The following is a 23778-nucleotide window of genomic DNA, read 5'->3' as shown; positions in this document are numbered from 1 at the left end:
AGTACGAACACCCGGCGCGCCCAGCCGAGGACACCGGCCGACCACCCGCGGGCGGCAGAACGGCAGCCGACCGGCCACCCGCCTACACCGCGAGCAGCGCGTCCACCCGTCGCCCGCCCAACCGCTCCCGACCGCCCAACCCGGGGATCTCCAGCACCACCGACACCCCGGTCACCACCCCGCCCGCGGCCTCCACCAGCTCGCACGCGGCCGCCGCCGTGCCGCCCGTGGCCAGCACGTCGTCCACGACCACGACCCGCTGACCGGGCAGGACGGCCTCGGCCGGCAGCTCCAGGGTCGCCTCGCCGTACTCCAGCGCGTAGGACACCCGGTGCGCCACGGCCGGCAGCTTCCCGGGCTTGCGCAGCGGCACGACCCCGTACCCCCACCCGTACCCCAGCGCCGCCCCGAGCAGGAACCCCCGCGACTCGATCGCCGCGACCACCTGCGTGTCCGGGTCGATCCCGCCCTGGAGCCCGTCGACCACGGCGCGCAGCGCGTCGGGGTCGGCGAAAACGGGCGTGAGGTCCCGGAAGACGACCCCCGGCCGGGGGAAGTCCGGGACCTCACGCATCAGGTCGAGCGCTCGATCGAGCTTCAACGGTGCTTCTTGCCGGTCGGCCGACGACGGGAGTCGGCCGACTTGGCCGTGCGCGACGGGGCGCCCGCCGCCGCGGTCAGGGCCTTCTCCCGCCGCAGTTCGGCCTGCAACGCCTCGTCGTCGCTCGACTCCACGAGGATCGACTCGTCCGCGGTGGTCTCCGCGAGCACGCCCGCCTCGCCGGCGGCGGCCTTGCGGGCCAGGTTCTCCCGCCGGGCCCGCACGCGGGCGGCCTGCGCCTTGTAGCGCGCGTCGCGCATCTTCAGGTCCACCGCGACCGGGGTGGCGATGTAGATGGACGACAGCGCGCCGACCGCCATACCCGCCAGCTGCACCAGCGCGAGGTCCTTCAGCGTGCCCACGCCGAGCAGGCCGACGCCGATCGCCAGCAGGCCCAGCACCGGCAGCAGCGCGATCAGCGAGGTGTTGATCGACCGCATCAGGGTCTGGTTGACCGCCAGGTTGGCCGCCTCGCCGTAGGTGCGGCGGGTCAGGCCCAGCAGGCCCCGGGTGTTCTCCTTGACCTTGTCGAACACCACCACCGTGTCGTACAGCGAGAAGCCGAGGATGGTCAGCAGACCGATCACCGTCGCCGGCGAGACCTCGAAGCCGACCAGCGAGTAGATGCCCGCCGTGATCACCACGTCGTGCACCACCGCGACCAGCGCGGCGATCGCCATGGACAGCTCGAAGTACAGCGCCAGGAAGATCATCACGGCGACGAAGAACACCGCGAGGGCGATCAGCGCCTGCGTGGTGATCGCGCCGCCCCAGGACGCCGACACGGCGCTGTCGCTGATGGCCTGGACCCCGCCGGTGGGCTGGAGGTCCTCGTTCAGGCCGGTCTTGAGCTTGGCGACCTGGTCGGCGTCCAGCGTCTCCGACCGGATCTGGATGGTCGCCGACTCGCCGGTGCCCACGGTCTGCACGGCCGTCGGGTCCTCGCCCAGCGCCTTGGTGAAGCTCTCCTGGGCCTGCTCGACCGTGATCGTGCCGGCCGAGCTCTGCGCGGGCAGCTGGACCCGGGTGCCGCCGGTGAAGTCGATGCCCAGGTTGAAGCCCCGGAGCACGATCGACAGCACGCAGACCAGCAGGACCAGGCCGAAGATCGCGTACCAGCGCTTGCGCTTGCCGATGATGTCGAACGCGCCGTTGCCGACGTAGAGCCGCTGGAAAATGCCAAGCTTCTTGGGCTCGGACACGTCAGGCCCCCTTCACGGCGGTGCCCTTGGCGGCCCGGTCCTCGACGGCCGCCTGGACGGCGCCACCGAGACCGGTCAGCTTCGGGCTGGACAGCTTCTTCGTCTTGGAGACCAGGACGACCAGCGGGTGCGTGACCAGGAAGACCACGATGAGGTCGAGCACGGTCGACATGCCGAGGGTGAAGGCGAAGCCCCGCACCTGGCCGACGGCGATCACGTACAGGATGGCCGAGGCGAGGAAGCTGACCGTGTCCGCCGACAGGATCGTCCGCCGCGAGCGCACCCACGCCCGGGGCACCGCGGAGCGGAACGACCGCCCCTCGCGCACCTCGTCCTTCAACCGCTCGAAGAACACCACGAACGAGTCCGCGGTGATACCGATGGACACGATGAACCCGGCGACGCCCGCGAGGTCGAGGGTGAACCCGATCCAGCGGCCGAGCAGGATGAGCACCGCGTAGACGATGCCGCCGGAGAGCACCAGCGACAGGATCGTCAGCACGCCGAGCAGGCGGTAGTAGAACAGGCAGTACAGGAACACCAGCGCCAGGCCGATGCCGCCCGCGAGCAGGCCCGCCTTCAGCGAGGCCAGGCCCAGCGTCGGGGACACGGTCTCGGCCTCGGACGCCTCGAACGACAGCGGCAGCGAGCCGTACTTGAGCACGTTGGCCAGGCCGGTCGCGTCGGCCTGGGAGAACTGGCCGCTGATCTGCGTGCTGCCGCCCAGGATGGGCTCGTTGATGTTGGGCGCGGACACGACCTCGCTGTCCAGCACCACGGCGACCTGCTGCTGCACGTTCGCCGAGGTGAACTTGCCCCACTTCTCACCGCCCTCGCCCTTGAAGGTGAGGTTGACGATGAAGCCGGCGCCCTGCGGGTCGGTGCCCGAGATGGCGTCGTCGATGTCCTCGCCGGTCAGCCGCGAGTACAGGCTGTAGTCGTCGTCCTGGACGCTGCCGTCGTTCGGCGGGAACACCGGGCCGAGGACGAACTTCTCGGTCTTCTCCCGGTTGCAGGTCAGCAGCGGCAGGTTCGGGTCGTCGTTGCCGAGCAGCGGGTCGACCGTGGGGCAGGTGAACGCGCCCAGCGCCTGCGAGACGGTCTGCGCGTCCAGCGTGGTCAGCTGCGGGTCCTGCCGGCAGGTGCGGGCCTCCTCGATGGCCCTGGGGGTCTCCTCGGAGTACTGGCCGCCGAACACCGCGCGGCAGTCCACCTGCGGCTCGGGCGGGGCCGACGGCTCGCCGGCGGGCGCGGACGGGTCGGTCGGCGGGGCGGGGGTGTCCGCCGGCGGCGCGGTCGTGGTCTCCGGCTGGGCCTGCATCGGGGCCGGGCGGCCCTGGGCGGTCGTGGTCGGCGCGGACGCCGACTCGGACGGCGCGCCGCTGCCGGTCGTGGCCGGCGCCTCGGAGCCCGAGGTGGGCGCCGCGCTGCCGGTCGTGGACGGGGCGGGCTCCGGCTGGGCGTTCGGCACCGGGGCGCCGATGACCTTGCGGAAGTTCAGCTTCGCGGTCTGGCCGAGCCGCTTGGCGCCCTCGCTGTCGGAACCGGGGACCGTGATCACCAGGTTGCTGCCGTCCCGGACGACCTCCGCGCCGAGCACGCCCAGGCCGTTGACGCGCGTCTCGATGAGCTCGCGGGCCTGGTCGAGCGACTCGTCGGAGGGGGCCTGGCCGTCAGGAGCGCGGGCGGTCAGCGTGACGCGCGTGCCACCCTGGAGGTCGATACCGAGCTTGGGTGTCGCCTTGCCGTTCCCGGTGAAGAACACCAGGGAGTACAGCGCGACCACGATGAGGACAAATGCGCCCAGGTACTTCGCGGGGCGGATTTGCCCGGCCGGAGGTGCCACGGTCCGTCCGTCTCCTGATAGTTGACAAGGTCAGCGAGGGCGCAGCGTACCGCTCGTGGTGTGAGCTGCGCGTCACTGCCCGGAGTCGGCGCTTTCACAGTTGCCGGCTCCGGGCCAGGTGGGAGCGCCCGGCGGGCGCCCGCCCCTCCCCGCGGGGACTACTTCTTGGTGTCGTGCTGCACGGGCTCCTTGACGTCCTGCACCACCACGTCGTGCTCGGTCGTCGGGGTCTCGTCGTCGACGTCGTCGACCACCGCGTCGGTGGTCCCGTCCTCGACGGCGACCTTCTCGCGGACGGCCTGGCGCAGCCAGGTGGTCACCACGCCGGGGGCGGTCTCCAGGTCGATCGTGGTGTCGTCGCTCGCGTCGGCGACGGTCGCGAACAGCCCGGAGGTGGTCATGATCCGGTCACCCGGCTCCAAGGACGACAGCAGGGCCTGCTGCTCCGCGACCGCGCGCTTCTGCTTCCGGGCGCTGAGGAACAGCGGCACCGCGAGCAGCACGAGCATCAGCGGGAAGAGCAAGGATTCCATGATTCTCCGATCAGCCGGACGTGCGAGCCACGTGTAGGTGCGCCCGGAACATCCGATTTTCTGGGGGCTGGTCCTGATTGTGCCAGGTCAGCAATCCCGGTCACCCGCAGGCGTCACCCAACCACGCGGCGGGCCCCGCCTCAAGCCCCCGGCCGGCCCCTGACCAGCCCGCGCCCGACCGGCACGGCCCCGACCGGGGATCTTCGGCCGGTTCGACCGGTTCGCCCGGCCGAACGACCCCGGCGGGCCCGTCTCGACAGGCGCGCCCACAGCGGGGCGTCCGCCGGTCGACCCGTCCCCGGCCGGCCGGGTCTTCAGCCCGCGTCGTCGAACAGCGGCCGGGTGTTCTCGCCCGGCGCCCGCGCGGGCGGCTGGAGCCCCAGGTGCAGCCACGCGGTGGCGGTGGCCACCCGGCCGCGCAGCGTCCGGGCCAGCATCCCGGCGCGCACCAGGTACGGCTCGCACACCTCCTCGACCGTCGTGGGCTCCTCCCCCACGGCCACGGCCAGCGTGGACACCCCCACCGGCCCGCCGCCGAACGAGCGGACCAGCGCGCCGAGCACCGCCCGGTCCAGCCGGTCCAACCCCAGCTCGTCCACGTCGTAGACGGCCAGGGCGTCCCGGGCCACCTCCAGCGTGACCGCGCCGTCGGCCCGCACCTCCGCGTAGTCCCGCACGCGGCGCAGGAGCCGGTTGGCGATGCGGGGCGTGCCCCGCGACCGGCCCGCGATCTCCCGGGCCCCGTCCGCGCGGAGGTCGACGCCGAGGATTCCCGCCGAGCGGCGCAGGATCAGGTCCAGCTCGTCGGGGCTGTAGAACTCCATGTGGCCGGTGAAGCCGAACCGGTCGCGCAGCGGCCCGGTGAGCGCGCCGGACCGGGTGGTCGCGCCGACCAGGGTGAACGGCGCGATGTCCAGCGGGATGCTGGTCGCGCCGGGCCCCTTGCCGACGACCACGTCCACGCGGAAGTCCTCCATCGCCAGGTACAGCATCTCCTCGGCGGGCCGGGCCATCCGGTGGATCTCGTCGATGAACAGCACGTCGCCCTCGACCAGGTTGGACAGCATCGCGGCCAGGTCGCCCGCGCGCTCCAGGGCCGGGCCGGAGGTGATGCGCAGGGACGCGCCCAGCTCGGCGGCGATGATCATGGCGAGGCTGGTCTTGCCCAGTCCGGGCGGGCCGGACAGCAGCACGTGGTCCGGTGGCGAGCCCCGCCGCATCGCACCGTGCAGCACCAGCTCCAGCTGCTCGCGGACCTTCGGCTGGCCGACGAACTCGCCCAGGTCCTTCGGCCGCAGGGTGGTCTCGACGTCGCGCTCGGTCGGGTCGGGCAGCGGGTTGAGGGTGTCCTCCTCCGGATACGCCTCGTAGTCGCCGGCGTAGTCACCGGCGTGCGCCCCGACATGCTCCCCGACGCGCTCCTCCGGGTGGCTCATCGCTTGCGGCCCAGGGCGGCGAGGGCCCGGCGCAGCACCTCGGAGGTGCCCAGCGAACCGTCCGCGGCCAGCACGGCGTCCACGGACTGCTCGGCCTGCTTCGCCGGGAAGCCGAGGCCGAGCAGGGCCTCCGTGACGTGGGTGCGGACCCGGCCGGAGTCGCTCACCGCGTCGGGCGCGGAGGCGAGTTGGCCGACCTTGTCGCGCAGCTCGATGATCAGCCGCTCGGCGCCCTTGCGGCCGATGCCGGGCACCTGGGTCAGCACGGTGATGTTGCCCTCGGCCAGCGCCGCCCGCAGCTTGTCCGGCTCCAGCACGGCCAGCGTCGCCAGCGCGATCCGCGGCCCGATCCCGGACACCGTCTGGAGCAACCCGAACAGCTCGCGCGCCTCGGCGTCGGCGAACCCGAACAGGGTCAGCGAGTCCTCGCGGACGACCAGCGAGGTGGCCAGTCGGGCCTCCTCGCCGCGGCGCAGCGAGGCCAGGGTCGCGGGGGTGGCCTGCACGGCGAAGCCCACGCCCCCGACCTCGACGACCGCGTGGTCGAGCCCGATGGACAGCACCTGCCCGCGCAGCGACGAGATCACTGGGCATTCCTCCCGGTCTTGGCGACGGCTTGCGCCAGTCTCGCGCGGTGCGCCTTGGCCAGTTCAGCCGCCCTCGCCTGCGCCTCCTCCATCCGCGTCTTCATGGGCGCCCGCCACAGGTGGCAGATGGCCAGCGCCAGCGCGTCCGCGGCGTCGGCGGGCTTGGGCGCGGTCTTGAGCCCGAGCAGCCTGGTCACCATGGCGGTGACCTGCGCCTTGTCCGCGCGGCCCGAGCCGGTGACCGCGGCCTTGACCTCGCTGGGCGTGTGGAACACGACGGGCAGGCCGCGGCGCGCGGCCGACAGCGCCACCACGCCGCCCGCCTGCGCGGTGCCCATGGCGGTGCGCACGTTGTGCTGGCTGAACACCCGCTCGACGGCCACCACCTCAGGCCGGTAGGTGTCCAGCCACCGCTCGACGGCGTCGGAGAGCTGGAGCAGCCGCACCGCCAGGTCCTCGTCGGCGGGCGTGCGCACGACGTCCACCGCCACCGGGCGCACGGTGCGCCCGGGACCTCCGTCGACGACCCCGAACCCGCACCGGGTCAGGCCCGGGTCGACCCCGAACACGCGCACGCTGCAATCCCCTCGACCCGTGGGCGAACACCAGTTCGAACTCTAGAGGTCGCGGCGGCCACGCACGCCCTTGACACGCGGACGGTGACGAACGGGAACCCCCGATCGACACAGCGTCACCAAACTCACTACAGTGGCCCGGTCCACCTGATCGACTCCAGTCGCGGCATAGGCGGGGTGCCATGACCCTGAGGCGGTTCGGCGTCATCGCCACTGCCGTCTGCGTCGTGGTCCTCGTGCTGGTGTGCCTCGTCGTCTCCGGTGTGCTCGACCGGCACGCCTCCGTGGCGCTGGACAAGTTCACCCAGCTCACCGCCGCGATCGCCGCGATGCTGTCGTACTGGCGCGCGGGCCTGGCGCGGCAGGGCGCGGCCCGGCGCTGGCGGCTGTGGATGGCCGCGGCGATGGCGAGCCTGGTGGTGGGCCTGTGCGCGTGGATCTGGGGCCAGGTGTTCCTGGGGGTGGCGCTGCCCTCCTCGACGCTGGCGCAGCTGGGGTTCATGGTGGTGCCCGCGTTGACGCTGTGCGCGGTCGTGGTGCTGTCGCACGGCGGGTCGGGCACGTTCCCGGGCAACCGCAGCAGGCTGGTGATCGTGCTGGACGGCCTGATCGTCGTCGGCTCGCTGTTCGTGCTGACGTGGGTGTCGCTGCTGGAGTCGATGGTCCGGGCGTGGGCGACCACGGGGCTGGGGTTCGCGTCCGTCGTGGCGCACCCGGCGTCGTACCTGGTGATGCTGGTCGTGCTGCTGGTGTCGTCGTGGACGCACCGCTCGGTGCGGCAGCTGCCGGTGCTGTTCATCGCGCTGGCGGGCCTCGCGCAGTCGGCGTCGGGGTGGGTGTTCGCCTACCTGGTGAGCAAGGGCGCCACCGCCATCCCGACGGTCGCCGACATCGGCTTCATGGTGTCCCCGGCGCTGTTCTTCCTCGGCTCGATCGCGCCGAGCGGGACCGGCCGGGAGCGCGGCGGCTCGGCGCGGCTGCGCGCGGGCGAGCTGCTGCACCTGCTGGTGCCGTACCTGCCGATGGTGGTCACCGGCCTGTTCATCGTGGTCGGCACGGCGACCGGGGTGCGGCTGGACCCGCTGGAGATCTACGCCGGCCTGAGCGTGGTGCTGCTGGTGATCGCGCGGCAGCTGCTGACCCTGATCGACAACGTGAGGCTGCTCGACCAGCTGCGGGAGAGCCGGGAGCGGCTGCGGCACCAGGCGTACCACGACCCGCTGACCGGGGTGGCCAACCGGGCGCTGTTCCGGGAGCGGCTGAACGCGGCGCTGGCCGGGCCGTCGCCGGTGGTGGTGCTGTTCATCGACGTGGACGGGTTCAAGGACGTCAACGACAACCACGGCCACGCCGAGGGTGACGAGGTGCTGCGGATCGTGGCCTCGCGGTTGCAGCGGTGCGTGCGGGCGCAGGACGTGGTGGCGCGGCTGGGCGGGGACGAGTTCGGCGTGCTGGTGGACGGCTACCCGCAGCCGCCGGAGGAGATCGGGCGGCGGGTGCTGGAGGCGCTGCGGGAGCCGCACCGGACCGCGGCGGGCGCGCACGAGGTACGGGCGTCGGTCGGGATCTCGCACCGGGGGGCGTTCGACCCCTCGCTGACCGCGGACGACCTGCTGGGCCAAGCGGACGCGGCGATGTACGCGGCCAAGCGGCTGGGCAAGGGGACGGTCGTGGTGCACGGGTCGGTCGAGGCCGGGGTGGGTGCGGAGGTGGGCCCGGAGATGGGCCCGGAGATGGACCCGGAGCTGACGTGAGCCCAGAAGGGTTGGGCACCGCGGGGTTGGGCACCGCGGGGGTGGGCGCCGGAGGGGTGGGCGCCGGAGGGGTGGGCGCGGACGAGGTGATCGCGGAGCTCGGGTTGGTCGAGCTGCCGGTGGAGGGCGGGTGGTTCGGGCCGTCGTGGCGCTCGCTCGAGGCGTCCGCGATCTACTACCTGCTGCGCGAGGGCGAGTTCTCCGGCGTGCACCGGCTGGACCGGTTGGAGGTCTACGCCCACCACCGCGGCGCGCCGCTGCGGATGCTGCTGCTGCACCCGGACGGCGGCGTGACCCGACCGGTGCTGGGCCCGGACCTCGCCGCGGGGCAGCGGCCGCAGGTGGTCGTGCCCGCCGGGGTGTGGCAGGCGGGCGAGCCGGTCGGCGGGTGGTCGCTGGTGGGCACGGTGGTGGTGCCGCCCTACACCGACGACGCGGTGACCTTCGGCGCGGCCGACACCCTCGCCCGCGCCTACCCCGGGCACGCGGCGGACGTCCGCCGGCTGTGCCGGTTCTGACCGCGCCGTCAGCCCATCGTCTTCTGGCCGTCGATGCTCTCGCGGATGATGTCCGCGTGGCCCGCGTGCTGCGAGGTCTCGGCGATGAGGTGCAGCAGGACGCGGCGGACGGTCCAGGAGGCGCCGGACTCGAACCAGGGCGCCTCCGGGAGCCGGTGGGCGGTGTTCAGGTCGAGGTCCTGGAGGGCGCGCTCGGTCTCGCGGGCGGTCTCCTCGTAGGCGGCGAGCAGGCCCTCCAGCGTCTCGTCGCCGACCATCCGGAAGTCCGCGCCCCAGTCCCGGTCCTGGTCCGAGGAGTAGTCCGGCATCTCCATGAGCTCGGCGCCGCCGATCGCGAAGCGCAGCCAGCTCCGCTCCGTCTCGGCCACGTGCTTGATCAGCCCGCCGACGCACAGCTCGCTCGCGGTCGGCCGCTGCCGGGCCTGCTCGTCGGTCAGGTCCCGGGCGGTGTGGCGGAGGAAGCCGCGGTGCAGGGCCAGGGTGCCCAGCAGGTCGGAGAGCTCGGTGGCGGTGGTGGTGGCGGTCGCGGTGGTCATGGGTCCCGTCCTTCGTTCCGGTGTCAGGACCAAGCTAGGACCTATTGCGGACAACTCCGGTCCGCGATGTCGACCGACGGGGGAATTTTCCCGGTTTCAGTTCAGGCCGACGATGCTCGCGTTGAGCGCGGTCGCGAAGCCGACCCAGGCGAGGTAGGGCACGAGCAGCAGCGCGGCGGTCCGGTGGCGGCGGCCGAAGGCGGCGATCAGGGCGACGACCACGACCAGCAGGGCGATGATGTCGACCAGGGCCCAGCCGTAGCGGCCGGCGGCGAAGAACAGCGGCGTCCAGGCGGCGTTGAGGACCAGCTGGGCGGCGAACAGCCCCAGTTCCCACGTGGCGCCGTGCCGCTTCCAGAACAGCCAGCCGGAGATGGCGATCAACACGTACAGGGCCGTCCACACGGGACCGAACAGCCAGGTGGGCGGGGCCCAGGACGGGGTGGCGAGCCGCTCGTACTTGGCCGCCGACGAGGTGGCGGCCAGCGAGCCGATCACCGCCGTCGCGGCGACCGCCGCGCCGAACACCAGCAGACCGGTCAGGGGTCGTCGCACCGCCAGGTGAGCCATACCCCCAGGCTAGGAAGGCGTCACCGCTCCCGCACGACGAGCGGCGAAAGCGTGGCCAGGCGGCTCGGCCGGGTCCAGGTGGCTCAGCCGGACCCGACCGACCTCAAGCGGCGGCGTGGCGAGCCGACCCGTCGGCCACCAGCAGCGCCCGCCCGGCGGCGGTCAGCCGGGCCGGCCCGACCCCGGCCGCGATGAGCCCCGCCCGCACCAGCCTCGGTCCGGCGAACTGGTCGCAGCAGCCGATGCCGTCGACCAGGAGCGTGCCGGCCGCGTACACGCAGCGGCCGTCGGCGACAGCCCTCAGCACGGCCCGGTCCCTCGGGGTGGTGGTGGTGTCCATGGCGGTCTCCTCCGCGGTCAGGCGCGCTCACCCGTTCGTCGCGACCGAGACTGCCCGGCTCCGCCGTCCCGGTGCCGGGAGAACCCCCGCACCGACGACGACTTCGTGCACTCCGCCACCCACCGGCCCGCACTCCGCCGGCTACCACCCCGCGTACGACCGTTCGGCCCACCCCTCCACGTCCAGTCGTTCAGCCCACCCCTCCACACCCAGCCCCTCACGTCCAGCCGTTCAGCCCGCCGCCGCCGACGCCTGCCGGAAGGCGTCCACCAGCTGCGGCCACCGCCCGGTCCGGTCGCGGTTGATCGACAGCGGCGACGGGTGCGGCGCGTTGAACACCTTGAGCTTGTGCCCGCGCCCGGACAGGTTCCACCCGGTGCCCGCCGGCCGGCCCAGCACCACCACCGCCTTGAGGTCGGACAGCATCCGCAGCAGCTCCACCAGGTACGGCACGGCCGTGCGCAGGTCAGCGGGCGTGGGCGTGCGGCCGTTGAGGTTCCAGGGCACCACGTTCCACGCCAGGCACACCCGCCGCGACAGCCCCGCCTCGCCCATGGCGGCGAAGCCGTTGGCGGCGGTCGGGTCGTCGTTGTCCAGCGAGTTGATCCCGGACTTGGCGGAGCCCGCGCCCGGCGACTCCAGCAGCAGCAGGACCTTGCTGTTCACCCCGCCCCCCGCCGGGTCGAACAGCGGGACTTCGGCCTTCCGCTCGGTCGCGATGCGCTGCGCGAACTCCGTCAGCTTCGCCATGTGGGGCGCCTTGATCAGCGCCATCTTCCGGGCGACGGTCACGGGGTTGCGGTGGGCTCTCGGCGCGGTGGGGAAGACATCCATGGTCAGCAGCGTCCCCGGACGGCCGAACCCCGACCATCCGCCGTCCGGGCGGCACCGCCCCCGCCACCCGCACCGCGCGTCACGAAACCATCGCGAGTCGTACGTTCAGACCCATCGTGTCGTACGTTCCGGACCCCCGAGTTCAACATTCAGGACCCATCCGGCCTGCACCGGCCCGCGGGAGCCCCCGCTCCCCGACCGACGCGAACGTAGAACTCGGGGGTCCTGAACGTACGACACGGTCGACCTGAACGTACGACTCGCGACTGTTCGAGGGTTGTGACGCCGGGAGCGGGGCCTTGCGGGGACGCCCTGGGCGTCCCCGCGAGGTCGGGTGCGACTACCGCGGGAGGCGGTAGTCCGGGCCCAGCGCCGCGCCGCGGTGCGGCTTGTACTGGTCGTAGCCGCGCGGGTCGCACTGGAGACCGCCGTTGACGCAGTGCGAGACCAGCGCCTGCAACGTGGGCGCGTCCCAGGCGTTCATGAAGTCGTAGTGCCAGGTGTAGCCGCGGCCCGAGGCGAGCCTCACCCGCGACATGTCACCGGACACCGGGAACGCCATCTTGAACTCCAGCATGGGCACCGGGACGGGGTGCGTCGCCGGGCACACGAGGGTCGAGCGGACCGGGTAGGCCATGTGCGACCTGTGGTCCGCCGAGTCGAGGTCGCGCCCGTTCCAGCAGCTGGGCGCCTGGTAGCGGACGTTGAGCTGGCTGCCCGGCGCGCACCAGGACGGGATGTCCCAGTTCTTGAAGCTGTCGCCGCACTCCCAGCCCTCCACCGCGCCGGGCGCGGTGCGGAACTCGTCCTGGCTCGCCGTCGGGTTGCCGACGACGAACCTCAGGCCCGGCGGGAACGACCGGACCTGCCGGTAGTCCAGGATCCCGGACTTGTAGTAGACGACCTGCGGGCCGGTCGGCGGCACGACCTGGTCGCCGTTGTAGACCGTGGGGAACCAGTACGCCGACTTGTCGTCGGGCGTCCGGCAGTTGGTCTGCCCGGCCTTGAGCGAGTCGTTGGTGCTGCTCGCGGTCGTGGTGGGGTTGCCGAGGAACGTGTGCATGTGCGACGCGCCCGGCAGTCGCGGGAACACGATCGGGTCGTCCGGGCGGTGGTGGGTGACCGAGCAGTTGGCCTGGAACTCGTGGTGCGTGACCAGGTCGTCCGCCCGGGCGGGCGAGCCTGCCGAAAGCAGGGATGCCAGTAGGCCGAGTGCCGAGGCGGCAACCAGCGCGCTGAGTTTTCGGGACACCTGTGTCCTCCTGCCGACGTGGGTGACGTGGCTTGGAGAGCGCTCTCCCACATGAGGCTGCCCGCTGCTCCACCCGGGTGTCAATAGGCCAGGCGTTGACAGACGCGTAGTCGGTTCGTAACGTTTCGAGCCGGGTTGAGAGAGCGCTCTCCCGCACGTCAACCCACTCGATCCGGCAGGAGACGCCATGTACCGCCTCCGATCCGCCGGCACGGCGGTCGCGCTGCTCCTGGGACTCGCACTCGTCCCGGGCACCGCGACCGCCGCGCCGGTCCTGCTCTCGCAGGGCAAACCCGCCACCGCGTCCTCGACCGAGGGCGCGGGCACACCCGCGTCGGCGGCCGTCGACGGCGGCGCGGGCACCCGCTGGGCCAGCGCCTGGAGCGACCCGCAGTGGCTGCGCGTCGACCTCGGCGCCACCTCGACCCTGAGCCGCGTGGAGCTGGACTGGGAAGGCGCCTACGCCACGTCGTTCCAGCTCCAGGTGTCCGCCGACGGCAACACCTGGACCACGGTCCACACCACCGCGAACGGCACCGGCGGCCGGCAGGGCTTCGACGTCACCGGCTCCGGCCGCTACGTCCGCGTGCACGGCACCCAGCGCGCCAACGGCTACGGCTACTCCCTTTGGGAGTTCCGCGCCTACGGCACGCAGGGCACCGGCCCCCAGCCCGGCGGCGGCGTCCGCGTCACCGGCTCGCAGGGCAACTGGCAGCTCACCGTCGACGGTCAGCCGTGGACGGTCAAGGGCCTCACCTGGGGCCCGCCCGCCGCCGACGCCGCCCGCTACATGCCCGAGCTGAGGTCCATGGGCGTCAACACCCTGCGCACCTGGGGCACGGACGCCTCCACCCGCCCGCTGCTCGACGCCGCGGCCGCCAACGGCCTCCGGGTCATGAACGGCTTCTGGCTCCAGCCCGGCGGCGGCCCCGGCTCCGGCGGCTGCGTCAACTACCTCACCGACACCGCCTACAAGACCGACATGCTCGCCACCATCCGCCAGTGGGTGACCACCTACAAGGACCACCCCGGCGTGCTGATGTGGAACGTCGGCAACGAGTCCATCCTCGGCCTCCAGAACTGCTACTCGGGCACCGAGCTGGAGAACCAGCGCGTCGCCTACGCCCGGTACGTCAACGAGGCCGCGCTCGCCATCAAGGCCATCGACACCAACCACCCGGTGACCAACACCGACGCGTGGACCGGCGCGTGGGCCTACCTGAAGGCGCACACGCCCGCGCTCGACCTGTACTCGGTGAACTCCTACGGCAACGTGTGCAAGGTCCGCGACGACTGGATCGCGGGCGGCTACACCAAGCCGTACCTGCTCACCGAGGCGGGCCCGGCCGGCGAGTGGGAGGTGCCCAACGACGTCAACGGCGTGCCCAGCGAGCCCACCGACGTGCAGAAGCGCGACGGCTACACGCAGGCGTGGAACTGCATCACCGGCCACCGCGGTGTGTCGTTCGGCGGCACGCTGTTCCACTACGGCACCGAGTACGACTTCGGCGCGGTGTGGTTCAACCTGACCCCGGCGGGCAAGAAGCGGCTGTCGTTCTACGCGGTGCAGCGGGCGTTCGGCGGCGCCACCCCGGCCAACACCCCGCCGGTGATCTCCGCGATGACCCTGCCCACGTCGGTCCCGGCGGGCGCGCGGCTGGACATCGACGTGGCGGCGAGCGACCCGAACGGCGACCCGATCACCTGGTCGGCGGCGTTCAACTCGAAGTACATCGACAACAGCGGCGGCCTGGCCGCCACCCCGGTGCAGGTCAACGGCAACCGGCTGACCGTCACCGCGCCCGACCGGCTGGGCGTGTGGAAGGTGTACGTGATGGCCGAGGACGGCCGGGGCAACATCGGCATCGAGACCAGGTCGGTCCGGGTCGTCGCGCCGCGGCCGGCGGGGGTCAACGTCGCGCAGGGCAGGCCCACCACCGCCTCGTCCTACCAGCAGGTGGGCGACGGGGCGCCGTTCCCGCCGGGCAACGCCACGGACGGCAACGCGGTCACCCGCTGGGCCACCGACTGGTCCGACCCCCAGTGGCTGCGGGTCGACCTCGGCGCGGTGACCACCTTCCAGCACGTGCAGCTGGTGTGGGAGGGCGCGTTCGGCCGCGCCTACGAGATCCAGGTCTCCGACGACGGGAACACCTGGCGGACCGTGCACGGCACGACCACCGGTAACGGCGGGGTCGACTCGATCGACGTAACGGCGAGCGGCCGGTACGTCCGGCTGCACGCCACCCAGCGCGGCACCGGGTGGGGTTACTCGCTCCACGAGTTCGGCGTCTACCGGCGCTGATCCGACAAGACGGGCGGTGGCCGGGAGGAGTGGGTCCTCCCGGCCACCTGCCTTGTGCGCGTCCTGGGAGTGGGTTGCGCGCACGAAGAGGGGCGTCCCGCGTCACGACCGCGGGGCGCCCCTCACTGCCCGGATCAGCTGCCCCGGACCCGGCGGATGGTGTCCCGGTACCAGAGCGCGCTGCTCTTGGGCGTGCGCACCTGGGTGGCGTAGTCCACGTGCACCAGGCCGAACCGCTTCTCGTAGCCGTAGGACCACTCGAAGTTGTCCATCAGCGACCACGCGAAGTACCCGCGCACGTCCGCGCCCAGCTCACGGGCCTTGGCCACGGCCGCGATGTGCGACTCCAGGTAGGCGGTGCGGTCGGCGTCGCGGACGAAGCCGGTCTCGTCGGCCTCGTCGTCGAACGCCGCGCCGTTCTCGGTGATCACCATCGGCACGCCGGGGTACTCCCGGCCGAGCTGCACCAGCAGCTCGGTGAAGCCCTCGGGGATGATCTCCCAGTCCATCGCGGTCACCGGCAGGCCGAACCGCACGGTGCGGTCCACGGGCAGCCCGTCGGCGTCGGTGGTGTTGCCCTGCTCGTCGACGCCGGAGAACCTGTGGCTGGAGTAGTAGTTCACGCCCAGCACGTCGATGGGCTGCCGGATGACCTCCAGGTCGCCGTCCCGCACCGGGATCGTCACGCCCCGCCGCGCCAGGTCGGCCACCACGTCCTCGGGGTAGTGGCCCTTGACCAGCGGGTCGAGGTAGATGCGGCGGGACAGGCCGTCCGCGCGGCGGGCCGCCTCGCGGTCGACCTCGCTGTCGGTGGCCGGCGAGGAGTGGCTCATGTTCAGCGTGATGCCGAACCCGGTGGGCCCGGTGGCCGCCTCGCGCATCCGCTGCGTGGCCAGGCCGTGGCCGAGCAGCAGGTGGTGCACGGCGTGGATGGCCGCGCCGAAGTCCTGCCTGCCGGGGGCCTGGCGGCCCTCGTAGTAGCCGAGCATGGCCGAGCACCACGGCTCGTTGAGCGTGGTCCACTCGCGCACCCGGTCGGACAGGGCGTCGAAGACCAGCATCGAGTAGTCGGCGAACCGGTAGGCGGTGTCGCGGGCGGGCCAGCCGCCCGCGTCCTCCAGCTCCTGCGGCAGGTCCCAGTGGTACAGCGTGACCCACGGGTCGATGCCCTTGGCGAGCAGCTCGTCCACCAGCCGGTCGTAGAAGGCGAGGCCGGCCGGGTTCACCGGGCCCCGGCCGCCCGGCTGCACCCGCGGCCAGGCCACGGAGAACCGGTAGGTGTCCACGCCGAGCGAGCCGATCAGCGCGACGTCCTCGGGCATCCGGTGGTAGTGGTCGCAGGCGACGTCGCCGTTGTCGCCGTCGTGGACCATCCCCGGGGTGCGGCAGTAGGTGTCCCAGATGGACGGTGTGCGACCGTCCTCCTCGTGGGCCCCCTCGATCTGGTAAGCGGAGGTCGCCACGCCCCAGCGGAACGAGGCGGGCAGCGTGTCGATCGCGGGGTCGAGCCCGACGGTCGGCGCCGTGGTGTCCATGGATCTCCTCAGGAGGTCTTCGACCGGGTTGTCGTGGACCCGGTCTCAGAACCCGTCGTCGTGAACGGGGTGCAGCCAGCAGGCCACGGTGCGGCCGGGTCCCACGTGGTCGTGGGGCACGCCCAGCACCGGGACCTCCACACCGCAGCGCTCCATTGCGTGCGGACAGCGTGGGTGGAACGAGCAGCCCGACGGCATGGCCCTCAGGTCGGGCGGCGAACCGGGGATGCCGGTCAGCTCGCGCTTGGGGCCGCGCAGGGCGGGGAAGGAGTTCAGCAGCCCGTGGCTGTAGGGGTGCTTCGGGTCGCGGTAGAGCTGGGCGGAGCTCGCCTCCTCGACGATCCGCCCGCCGTACATGATCGCGATCCGGTCGGAGAACTCGACCAGCAGGGACAGGTCGTGGGTGATGAACACGACCGAGAAGCCCAGCCGCTCGCGCAGCTCGACGAGCTGGCGCAGGATCTGCCGCTGCACCACCACGTCCAGCGCGGTGGTCGGCTCGTCCATGACGACGACCTTCGGCTCCAGCGCGAGCGCCATGCCGATCATCACGCGCTGGCGCATCCCGCCGGAGAGCTGGTGCGGGTAGCTGTCCAGCCGGTCGGCGGCGATGCCGACCAGCGACAGCAGCTCGCGGGCCCTGGCCAGGCGGGACGCGCCGGTGCCGCGCGGGTCGTGCGCCCGGATCACGTCGGTGAGCTGGGTGGAGACGCGCTGCACCGGGTTGAGCGAGTTCATCGCGCCCTGGAACACGATCGCGGTCTCCGCCCAGCGGAACCGCCGCAGCTCCGCCTCGGTCATGCGGAGCACGTCCACGGGGCCGTCGTCGGTGTGGAAGAGCACCTCGCCGCCGCGGACGACGCCCGGCGGCGGCAGCAGCCTGGTCAGGCCGTAGGCGAGGGTGGACTTGCCGCTGCCGCTCTCCCCCGCGAGGCCGAGCACCTCGCCCCGGTGCAGGGTGAGGTTGACGTCGCGGATCGCGTGCACGGCGTCGTCGCCGAGGCCGTAGTCCACGTCGAGGCCGCGGATCTCCAACACGGCGTCGGTCACTTGGTCTCCTTGCCGAGCACGGGCGTGAAACCGACGCGCATCCGCACGGTGCGGCCGTCGGCGGTCTTGACGCTGGTCTTCCCGCCGCCGCGCAGCCGGGGGCTGACGAACTCGTCGATGCCGAAGTTGACCAGCGACAGGGCGGTGCCCAGCAGCGCGATGGCCAGGCCCGCGGGCACGAACCACCACCACGCGCCCTGGCCGAGCGCCTGCTGGCTCTGGGCCCAGTACAGGACCGTGCCCCAGTTCCAGCCGCTGCCCGCGCCGACGCCGATGAACGCCAGCGTGATCTCCAGCGTGACCGCGAAGATGACCGTGCCGACGAAGCCGGAGGCGATGACCGCGGTGAGGTTGGGCAGGATCTCGAACAGGATGATCCGCCAGGTCGACTCGCCGGTGGCGCGCGCGGCCTCCACGTAGTCGCGGCGGCGCAGCGAGAGCGTCTGCGCCCGCAGCACCCGCGCGCCCCACGCCCAGGAGGTCAGGCCGATGAGCAGCGCGATGGTGAGGGTGCCGGTCTCGGGCAGCGTGGACGTGATGATGATCATCAGCGGCAGCGCCGGGAGCACCAGGAACACGTTCGACAGCGCGGAGAGCACCTCGCTGCCCGCACCGCCGAGGTAGCCGGAGGTCACGCCGACCAGCACCGACAGGATGGTGGCGACGACGCCGGCCACGAAGCCGACGACGATGACGCTCTGGGTGCCCACGACGACCTGGCTGAAGATGTCCTGGCCGAGGTGGGTGGTGCCGAACCAGTGCGCCGTCGACGGCGGTTGGAGCAGGTCGTTGCTGCGCGCCGACGGGTCGTACGGGGCGATCCACGGCCCGATGACCGCGATCAGCGCGAAGAAGCCCAGGAGCACCAGGCCGATGGTGGCCTTGGGGTTGGCCACGAACCTCAGCCGGCGGCGCTTGGGCGGCGTCGCGACCGGGGTCGCGGCGGCGGTGGTGGGGACGACGGTCACGGCTCAGCCCTCCCGTCGGGTGCGCGGGTCGAGCGCGAGGTAGGCCACGTCGGCGAGGAAGTTCGCCAGCAGCACGGACAGCGTGATGATGAGGAAGATGCCTTGCATGAGGGGGTAGTCCTTGGCGCCGACCGCCTGGAACAGCTGGAGGCCGAGCCCCGGGTAGGAGAACACGATCTCGACCAGCAGCGTGCCGCCGACGATGAAGCCGAGCGAGAGCGCGAAGCCGGAGACGTTGGGCAGCAGCGCGTTGCGGGCCGCGTAGGCCACCATGACGCGCCGGTCGGACAGGCCCTTGGCGTGCGCGACGGTCACGTAGTCCTCGGAGGCCACCGTGACCATCATGTTGCGCATGCTCAGGATCCAGCCCGCCATCGAGGAGACCAGGATGGTGAACGCGGGCAGCAGGCCGTGCCGCAGCACGCTGCCGATGAACTCCAGGTCCGGGTTCGGCACCAGGCCGGAGTCGTAGGCGCCGGACGCCGGGAAGAAGCTGCCGGGCCCGCTGAGCAGCGCGATGGCGATCAGGCCGAGCCAGAAGTACGGGATGGACGACAGGAACGTGGTCACCGGGATCAGGGCGTCGGCCCAGGAGCCGCGCCGCCAGCCGATGCCCGTGCCCAGGGCCGTGCCGATGAGGAAGCCGAGCACGGTGGTGACGCCCACCAGGCCCAGCGTCCACGGCAGGCCGTCGCCGATGACCTGCGACACCGGGGACGGGAAGTAGGTGAACGACAGGCCCAGGTCGCCGCGCAGCAGCTGGCCCAGGTAGGTGAAGTACTGGTCGAGCAGGCCGGCGTTCTTGTCCAACCCGAACAGGACGTAGAGCGACTGCACGGCCTCGCTGGTCATCTGGCCGCGCGAGCGGGTGATCAGCGCCTGCACCGGGTCGCCGGGGATGAGCCGCGGGATGAAGAAGTTGATGGTGATCGCGGCCCACGCGGTGAACAGGTAGAACGCCAGGCGCTTGAGGATGAAGCTCACAGCACCTCCTCGCCGGTCCGGGCCTCGACGACGCGGAGCTTCGTCCGGGCGGTCTCGGACAGGTCCTCGCCGTAGAGCCAGCAGGCGGCGAAGTGGCCCGGCCCGTCGCCGAGGGCGAACCTCGGCGGCACCTGCTCCGCGCAGACCCTCATCGCGTGCGGGCAGCGCGGGTTGAACCGGCAGCCGGGCGGCGGGGTGATCAGCGAGGGCGGCTCGCCGGTGCCGCCGTCCTTCTCCTCCGCGGCGGGCCGGTCGGGGTCCGGCGCCGAGTCGATGAGCAGCTGCGTGTACGGGTGGGCGGGCCGCTGCGTGACGGTCTCGCTGTCCCCGCCCTCGACCACGCCGCCCGCGTACATCACGAACGTCTCGTCGGCGAAGTAGCGGGCCGAGGCGATGTCGTGGGTGATGTAGAGGATCGCCAGGTCCAGGCGCTCCTTCAGGTCGCGCAGCAGGTTGAGCACGCCGAGGCGGATCGACACGTCGAGCATCGACACCGGCTCGTCGGCCAGCAGCACCTCGGGGTCCGCGCCCAGGGCGCGGGCGATGGCCACGCGCTGGCGCTGGCCGCCGGACAGCTCGTGCGGGAACTTGTCGACGTACCGCTCCGGCGGCGTGAGCTGCACGCGGGTGAGCAGGTCGGCGAGGGCGCGCTCCAGCTCGGCGGGCGTGCTGCCCGCGTTGCCGTGGATCTTCAGCGCCCGGGTGAGGTGGTAGCGCACGGTGTGCACGGGGTTCAGCGAGGCGAACGGGTCCTGGAAGATCATCTGGACCCGCTTGCTGTACGCCCGGAAGCGCTTGCCGCCCCTGGTGTCGACCGGCTCGCCGTGCAGCCGGACCGCGCCGGAGGTCTGGGGGTAGAGCTGCGCCAGCAGGCGGGCCACCGTCGACTTGCCCGAGCCGGACTCGCCGACCAGCGCGGTGACCCGGCCGCGGTGCAGCCTGAGCGTCACGTCCTCGACCGCGCGCACGGAGCGCGCGGCCCGGGACAGCAGCTCGCGCCCGCGCTTGCGGACCGGGAAGTGCTTGGTCAGGCCATCGGCCTCCAGGACCACCCCGGAAGACGGGGGTGGGGTGGTCCCGGAGGCCGACGGTGCGGCGCTCTTCGTCATGCGGCCGGCTTCAGGTGCAGGACGACGTCGAGCGCGTTCTCCAGCGTGGGCTGGGCGGGCGCGTACGGGTTGGACTCGTCCGGCCAGCCGATCCAGTTCTTGGTGCTGTACTGGCCGCCCGCGTTGGCCGCGGAGGTGATGGCGACCGGCATGTCGCGGACGTGGATCTGCTGGATCTTGTGCAGCGCCGCGGTCCGGGCGGCGTCGTCGGCGGCGTTGGCGTACTCGTTGAGCAGCGCCGTGGCCTCGGGGTTCTCGTAACGGCCGTAGTTGCCGTTGATGCCGCCCTCGCCGACCGGCTTGTACAGCGCGCCGTCCATGATGTTCTGGTAGATGTCGTACGGCGTCGGACCGTTGTTGGTCCAGTGCAGCGCGGCCTGGAAGTCACCGGTGTCCAGCGCCTTGGTCCAGGAGTCGGCGTTCGGCAGGTCGACGGTCGCCTGGATGCCGATCTCGGAGACGTTGTCCTTGATGATCTCCAGGTTCGTCACGTAGTCCGACCAGCCGGAGGGCACGGTCATCTTCAGCGTGACGGGCTGGCCCGACGGGTCCTTCAGCGTGTCGCCGTCGAAGGTGAAGCCGTTGTCGGTCAGCTCCTTCTTGGCGGCCTCGACGTCGACCGTGACGATCCGGTCCTTGAACTCCGGCGCGAGGTAGGAGGTGCCGGCGGGCGTCGGGATGCCGGTGATGTTGTCGACCTTCGGGTAGAAGTACCCGGCCTCGCCCTGGGTGAAGATGTCGTCGCGGTTGATCACCATGTTGACCGCGCGGCGCAGCGCCGGGTTGTCCCACGGCTTGACCTTCGTGTTGAACCACAGGCCGTGGATGCCCAGCACCGGCGGGAACCAGAGCTTGTAGTGCTCGGGGTCCTTGGAGGTGTAGACGGCCTCGTAGTTCGGGATGAACACGAAGCTCCACTCGGCCGCGCCGGTGGCCAGGGCGGTGGTCTGCGCGTTGTTGTCGCTGTAGGAGGTGTAGCGGACCTCCTTGACGGCCGGCAGGTCCTGCCAGTACGAGTCGCGCACGGCCAGGGTGACGGTCTGCGGCGTGAAGGTCTTCAGCGTGTACGGGCCGCTGCCGACCGGGCTCTTGACCGTCTCGGTGGTGGGGCTGGCGATCGCGGACCAGATGTGCTTCGGCACGATCAGCTGCTCGAAGATCTTCTTCTGGTTGACGAACTGCGACCGCGGGAAGCCGACCTCCACCTTGTTGCCGGAGGAGGAGATCCGGTCGTAGGGGACCGAATCGATGTTCAGGCCGGGGTTGGCCTTGAGCAGCTCGAAGGTGAACGCCACGTCCTCGGCGGTCAGCGGCTTGCCGTCCGACCAGGTCACGCCGTCGCGGATGGTCAGGGTCAGCTTGCTGTAGTTCTCGGCCCACTCCCACTCGGTGGCCAGCCACGGCTTGAACTTCTCCGTCGGGTTGGTCTCGTTGACCATCGCCAGCGGTTCGAAGATCAGCCGGCGGTAGCCCAGGGAGCTGGCGGCCGACGAGTTGAGGAACGGGTTGTTGTTCTCGGTCTGCGGACCGTTGGGCATGCCGACGTTCAGCACGCCGTTGGCGTCGCTGCTCGCGCCGGGGTTGGAGGTCGAACAGGCTGCCGAGAACAGCAGTGCTGCCGCGACGGCGAGGGCGGACGTTCGCCTGAGTCGCATGGGTTCTCCTTGTCGGGGGCGGGGGGAGAGCGCTCTCGGTGGTGCGGACCGCGGGTGCCATCGCGGCTGGGACGCTCGACGCGTCCTCGTGTCGTTGCAGACCTAACCCCGGTGAGCCAAGTCACGTCAATCACGAACAGGTTACAAACTTAGTCTAATTTTAAGTCGCAAACTAAGGTCGGCCCATGGCCCCGAAGCGCACCACCGTCCGCGACCTGCGTCGCCAGAACCGGGCGACCCTGCTGTCGACGCTGTTCTTCGACGGGCCGTTGAGCAGGTACGAGCTGTCGCGGCTGTCCGGGCTGTCGGCCGCGACGGTGTCGAACGTGACCGCGGAACTGGTGGAGGACGGGCTCGTGGTCGAGGCCGGTTCGGTGGACTCCGACGGCGGCCGGCCGCGCGTGCTGCTGCGGGTGAACCCGGCGTTCGGGCACGTGGTGGGCGTGGACGTCGGGGAGACCGGGATCAAGGTCGAGCTGTTCGACCTGGGGCTGACCCAGCTGGCCGCGCGCGACCACGCGCTGTCGCCCTCCTCCCCCGCCGCCGTCGCCTCGCTGGTGGCGTCCTCGGTCCGGGACGTGGTCGCGGCGGCGGGCGTCCCGGTCTCGACCGTGCTGGGCGTCGGGGTCGGCGTGCCCGGGACGGTCGAGCAGGGCGCCGCGGCCGTCGTGCACGCGCCCACGATCGGCTGGGACGCGGTGCGCCTGGAGGAGCTGATCCGGGCGGCGGGCGGCACGTGGCCGCTGTACGTGGAGAACGGGGCCAAGACCCAGGGCCAGGCCGAGATGTGGTTCGGCGCGGGACGCGGGGCGCGGCACGTGGTGATAGCCCTCATCGGCTCCGGCGTGGGCGCGGCCGTGGTCACCGACGGGGGCGTCTACCGGGGCGCGACCAGCTCGGCGGGCGAGTGGGGGCACACCACGATCGTCTACGGCGGCCGGCCGTGCCGGTGCGGGGCCCTGGGGTGCCTCGAAGCCTACGTCGGCGCCGAGGCCATCCTCGACCGCTACCGGAAGGCCCGCGGCCGGAACCTCGCCGCCGGCGGCGAGCAGTCCACGGTGGCCGCCCTGATCGCCGCCGCGGCCCACTCACGGACGGCCGCCCGCGTGCTCGACGAGACCGCCGGCTACCTCGGCGCGGGCATCGCCAACCTGGTCAACCTGTTCAACCCGGAGCGCATCGTCCTCGGCGGCTGGGCCGGCCTGGCCCTGGGCGCGCACCAGCTGGACCGGATCGTCGCCGCCACCCGCGCCCACGCGCTGCGCCACCCGTTCGACCAGATCTCCATCGAACTGGGCCGCTTCGGCCCGGACGCCGTGGCCGTCGGCGCCGCCACCCTCCCCGTGGCCGCCCTCCTGGAGGGCGCCGCCGACCCGCGCAAGTCAACCCCCCGCGCCGACATCGCCTAACCCCCGCACTCCCCTCACCCCCCGCTCCCCCACCCCCTTACCTACTCCCCAGTTGCGAACTCACCCAACCTGAACGTACGACACGACCGACCTGAACGTACGACTCGCGCGAGTCGTACGTTCGTGACCCGCGAGTCGTACGTTCAGGACCCCCGAGTTCAGCGTTGGGCGCGAGTCGA

22 protein-coding genes are annotated in these 23778 nt (G+C 72.0%); 4 read left to right on the top strand and 18 right to left on the bottom strand.

Features of this window, described 5'->3' with window-relative positions; all coding sequences use genetic code 11:
• Positions 1-82 precede the first annotated feature (82 nt).
• From ACFP3R_RS16205 to ruvC, 7 genes are all read right to left on the bottom strand, one after another.
• A complete protein-coding gene (locus ACFP3R_RS16205) occupies positions 83-601 on the bottom strand; it encodes an adenine phosphoribosyltransferase (protein ID WP_380637026.1) in 519 nt (172 codons plus the stop codon).
• Positions 598-1803: a protein translocase subunit SecF gene (gene secF / locus ACFP3R_RS16200; protein ID WP_380637025.1), complete on the bottom strand. Its 1206-nt coding sequence runs from the start codon at positions 1801-1803 to the stop codon at positions 598-600. Before secF ends, ACFP3R_RS16205 begins: the two co-directional genes overlap by 4 nt.
• Position 1804: 1 nt before the next feature.
• Positions 1805-3649 (bottom strand): protein translocase subunit SecD, encoded by a 1845-nt coding sequence (gene secD / locus ACFP3R_RS16195; RefSeq protein ID WP_380637024.1) that lies wholly within the window; start codon positions 3647-3649, stop codon positions 1805-1807.
• A gap of 158 nt (positions 3650-3807) precedes the next feature.
• The gene (yajC, locus tag ACFP3R_RS16190; RefSeq protein WP_380637023.1) at positions 3808-4182 is read right to left on the bottom strand and encodes a preprotein translocase subunit YajC; all 375 of its coding nucleotides are present in this window, start codon (positions 4180-4182) and stop codon (positions 3808-3810) included.
• A 314-nt stretch (positions 4183-4496) separates the two neighbouring features.
• The gene (gene ruvB / locus ACFP3R_RS16185; protein WP_380637022.1) at positions 4497-5618 is read right to left on the bottom strand and encodes a Holliday junction branch migration DNA helicase RuvB; all 1122 of its coding nucleotides are present in this window, start codon (positions 5616-5618) and stop codon (positions 4497-4499) included.
• A complete protein-coding gene (ruvA, locus tag ACFP3R_RS16180) occupies positions 5615-6205 on the bottom strand; it encodes a Holliday junction branch migration protein RuvA (RefSeq protein ID WP_380637021.1) in 591 nt (196 codons plus the stop codon). The genes ruvB and ruvA overlap by 4 nt, the downstream gene beginning before the upstream one ends.
• A complete protein-coding gene (gene ruvC, locus ACFP3R_RS16175) occupies positions 6202-6780 on the bottom strand; it encodes a crossover junction endodeoxyribonuclease RuvC (RefSeq protein WP_380637020.1) in 579 nt (192 codons plus the stop codon). Before ruvC ends, ruvA begins: the two co-directional genes overlap by 4 nt.
• Positions 6781-6962: 182 nt before the next feature.
• Between ruvC and ACFP3R_RS16170 the strand changes: the two genes are divergently transcribed.
• Together ACFP3R_RS16170 and ACFP3R_RS16165 are read left to right on the top strand one after the other, a co-directional pair.
• Positions 6963-8534 (top strand): diguanylate cyclase domain-containing protein, encoded by a 1572-nt coding sequence (locus tag ACFP3R_RS16170; RefSeq protein ID WP_380637019.1) that lies wholly within the window; start codon positions 6963-6965, stop codon positions 8532-8534.
• Between the two features lie 71 nt (positions 8535-8605).
• Positions 8606-9052, top strand: coding sequence for a cupin domain-containing protein (locus ACFP3R_RS16165; protein ID WP_380637141.1), 447 nt, complete (start codon positions 8606-8608; stop codon positions 9050-9052).
• An 8-nt stretch (positions 9053-9060) separates the two neighbouring features.
• On the opposite strand, the gene ACFP3R_RS16160 is transcribed toward ACFP3R_RS16165, so the two are convergent.
• The 5 genes from ACFP3R_RS16160 to ACFP3R_RS16140 all read right to left on the bottom strand — a co-directional run bounded on the left by ACFP3R_RS16160 (position 9061) and on the right by ACFP3R_RS16140 (position 12584).
• Complete coding sequence (locus ACFP3R_RS16160) at positions 9061-9588, bottom strand: DinB family protein (protein ID WP_380637018.1); 528 nt, start codon at positions 9586-9588, stop codon at positions 9061-9063.
• A 96-nt stretch (positions 9589-9684) separates the two neighbouring features.
• Positions 9685-10158, bottom strand: coding sequence for a TspO/MBR family protein (locus ACFP3R_RS16155; RefSeq protein WP_380637017.1), 474 nt, complete (start codon positions 10156-10158; stop codon positions 9685-9687).
• Positions 10159-10261: 103 nt separating this feature from the next.
• Entirely contained in the window at positions 10262-10498 is a 237-nt protein-coding gene (locus ACFP3R_RS16150) for a hypothetical protein (RefSeq protein ID WP_380637016.1), read from the bottom strand.
• Positions 10499-10729: 231 nt separating this feature from the next.
• Positions 10730-11332 carry a uracil-DNA glycosylase gene (locus ACFP3R_RS16145; RefSeq protein ID WP_380637015.1) on the bottom strand — a complete coding sequence of 201 codons (603 nt, stop codon included), beginning with the start codon at positions 11330-11332 and terminating at the stop codon, positions 10730-10732.
• Positions 11333-11672: 340 nt separating this feature from the next.
• Positions 11673-12584, bottom strand: coding sequence for a DUF1996 domain-containing protein (locus ACFP3R_RS16140; RefSeq protein ID WP_380637014.1), 912 nt, complete (start codon positions 12582-12584; stop codon positions 11673-11675).
• Positions 12585-12771: 187 nt separating this feature from the next.
• Here ACFP3R_RS16140 and ACFP3R_RS16135 point away from each other — a divergent pair, with 187 nt between their 5' ends.
• The gene (locus ACFP3R_RS16135) at positions 12772-14889 is read left to right on the top strand and encodes a discoidin domain-containing protein (RefSeq protein ID WP_380637013.1); all 2118 of its coding nucleotides are present in this window, start codon (positions 12772-12774) and stop codon (positions 14887-14889) included.
• Between the two features lie 134 nt (positions 14890-15023).
• Here the strand turns inward: ACFP3R_RS16135 and ACFP3R_RS16130 are convergent, their stop codons facing one another.
• The 6 genes from ACFP3R_RS16130 to ACFP3R_RS16105 are packed head-to-tail and all read right to left on the bottom strand — an operon-like array spanning position 15024 to position 22190.
• On the bottom strand, positions 15024-16424 hold the full coding sequence (locus ACFP3R_RS16130; protein ID WP_380637012.1) for a GH1 family beta-glucosidase: 1401 nt from the start codon (positions 16422-16424) through the stop codon (positions 15024-15026).
• Between the two features lie 45 nt (positions 16425-16469).
• Positions 16470-17474, bottom strand: coding sequence for an ABC transporter ATP-binding protein (locus ACFP3R_RS16125; RefSeq protein WP_380637011.1), 1005 nt, complete (start codon positions 17472-17474; stop codon positions 16470-16472).
• Positions 17471-18442, bottom strand: a complete 972-nt coding sequence (locus ACFP3R_RS16120) for an ABC transporter permease (RefSeq protein ID WP_380637010.1) — start codon at positions 18440-18442, stop codon at positions 17471-17473. Before ACFP3R_RS16120 ends, ACFP3R_RS16125 begins: the two co-directional genes overlap by 4 nt.
• A 3-nt stretch (positions 18443-18445) precedes the next feature.
• The gene (locus ACFP3R_RS16115; protein WP_380637009.1) at positions 18446-19426 is read right to left on the bottom strand and encodes an ABC transporter permease; all 981 of its coding nucleotides are present in this window, start codon (positions 19424-19426) and stop codon (positions 18446-18448) included.
• Positions 19423-20535, bottom strand: coding sequence for an ABC transporter ATP-binding protein (locus tag ACFP3R_RS16110; protein ID WP_380637008.1), 1113 nt, complete (start codon positions 20533-20535; stop codon positions 19423-19425). Before ACFP3R_RS16110 ends, ACFP3R_RS16115 begins: the two co-directional genes overlap by 4 nt.
• Positions 20532-22190, bottom strand: a complete 1659-nt coding sequence (locus ACFP3R_RS16105) for an ABC transporter substrate-binding protein (protein ID WP_380637007.1) — start codon at positions 22188-22190, stop codon at positions 20532-20534. Before ACFP3R_RS16105 ends, ACFP3R_RS16110 begins: the two co-directional genes overlap by 4 nt.
• Positions 22191-22375: 185 nt before the next feature.
• On the opposite strand from ACFP3R_RS16105, the gene ACFP3R_RS16100 reads away from it, so the two are divergent.
• Positions 22376-23599: an ROK family transcriptional regulator gene (locus ACFP3R_RS16100; protein ID WP_380637006.1), complete on the top strand. Its 1224-nt coding sequence runs from the start codon at positions 22376-22378 to the stop codon at positions 23597-23599.
• The last annotated feature ends 179 nt before the right edge of the window (positions 23600-23778 follow it).

The sequence above is a fragment of the Saccharothrix lopnurensis genome (assembly GCF_042658445.1).
Classification (GTDB): Bacteria; Actinomycetota; Actinomycetes; order Mycobacteriales; family Pseudonocardiaceae; genus Actinosynnema; species Actinosynnema lopnurensis.
Note: the sequence above shows the minus strand (reverse complement) of the source record. Positions and strands in the feature narration are given on the sequence as shown.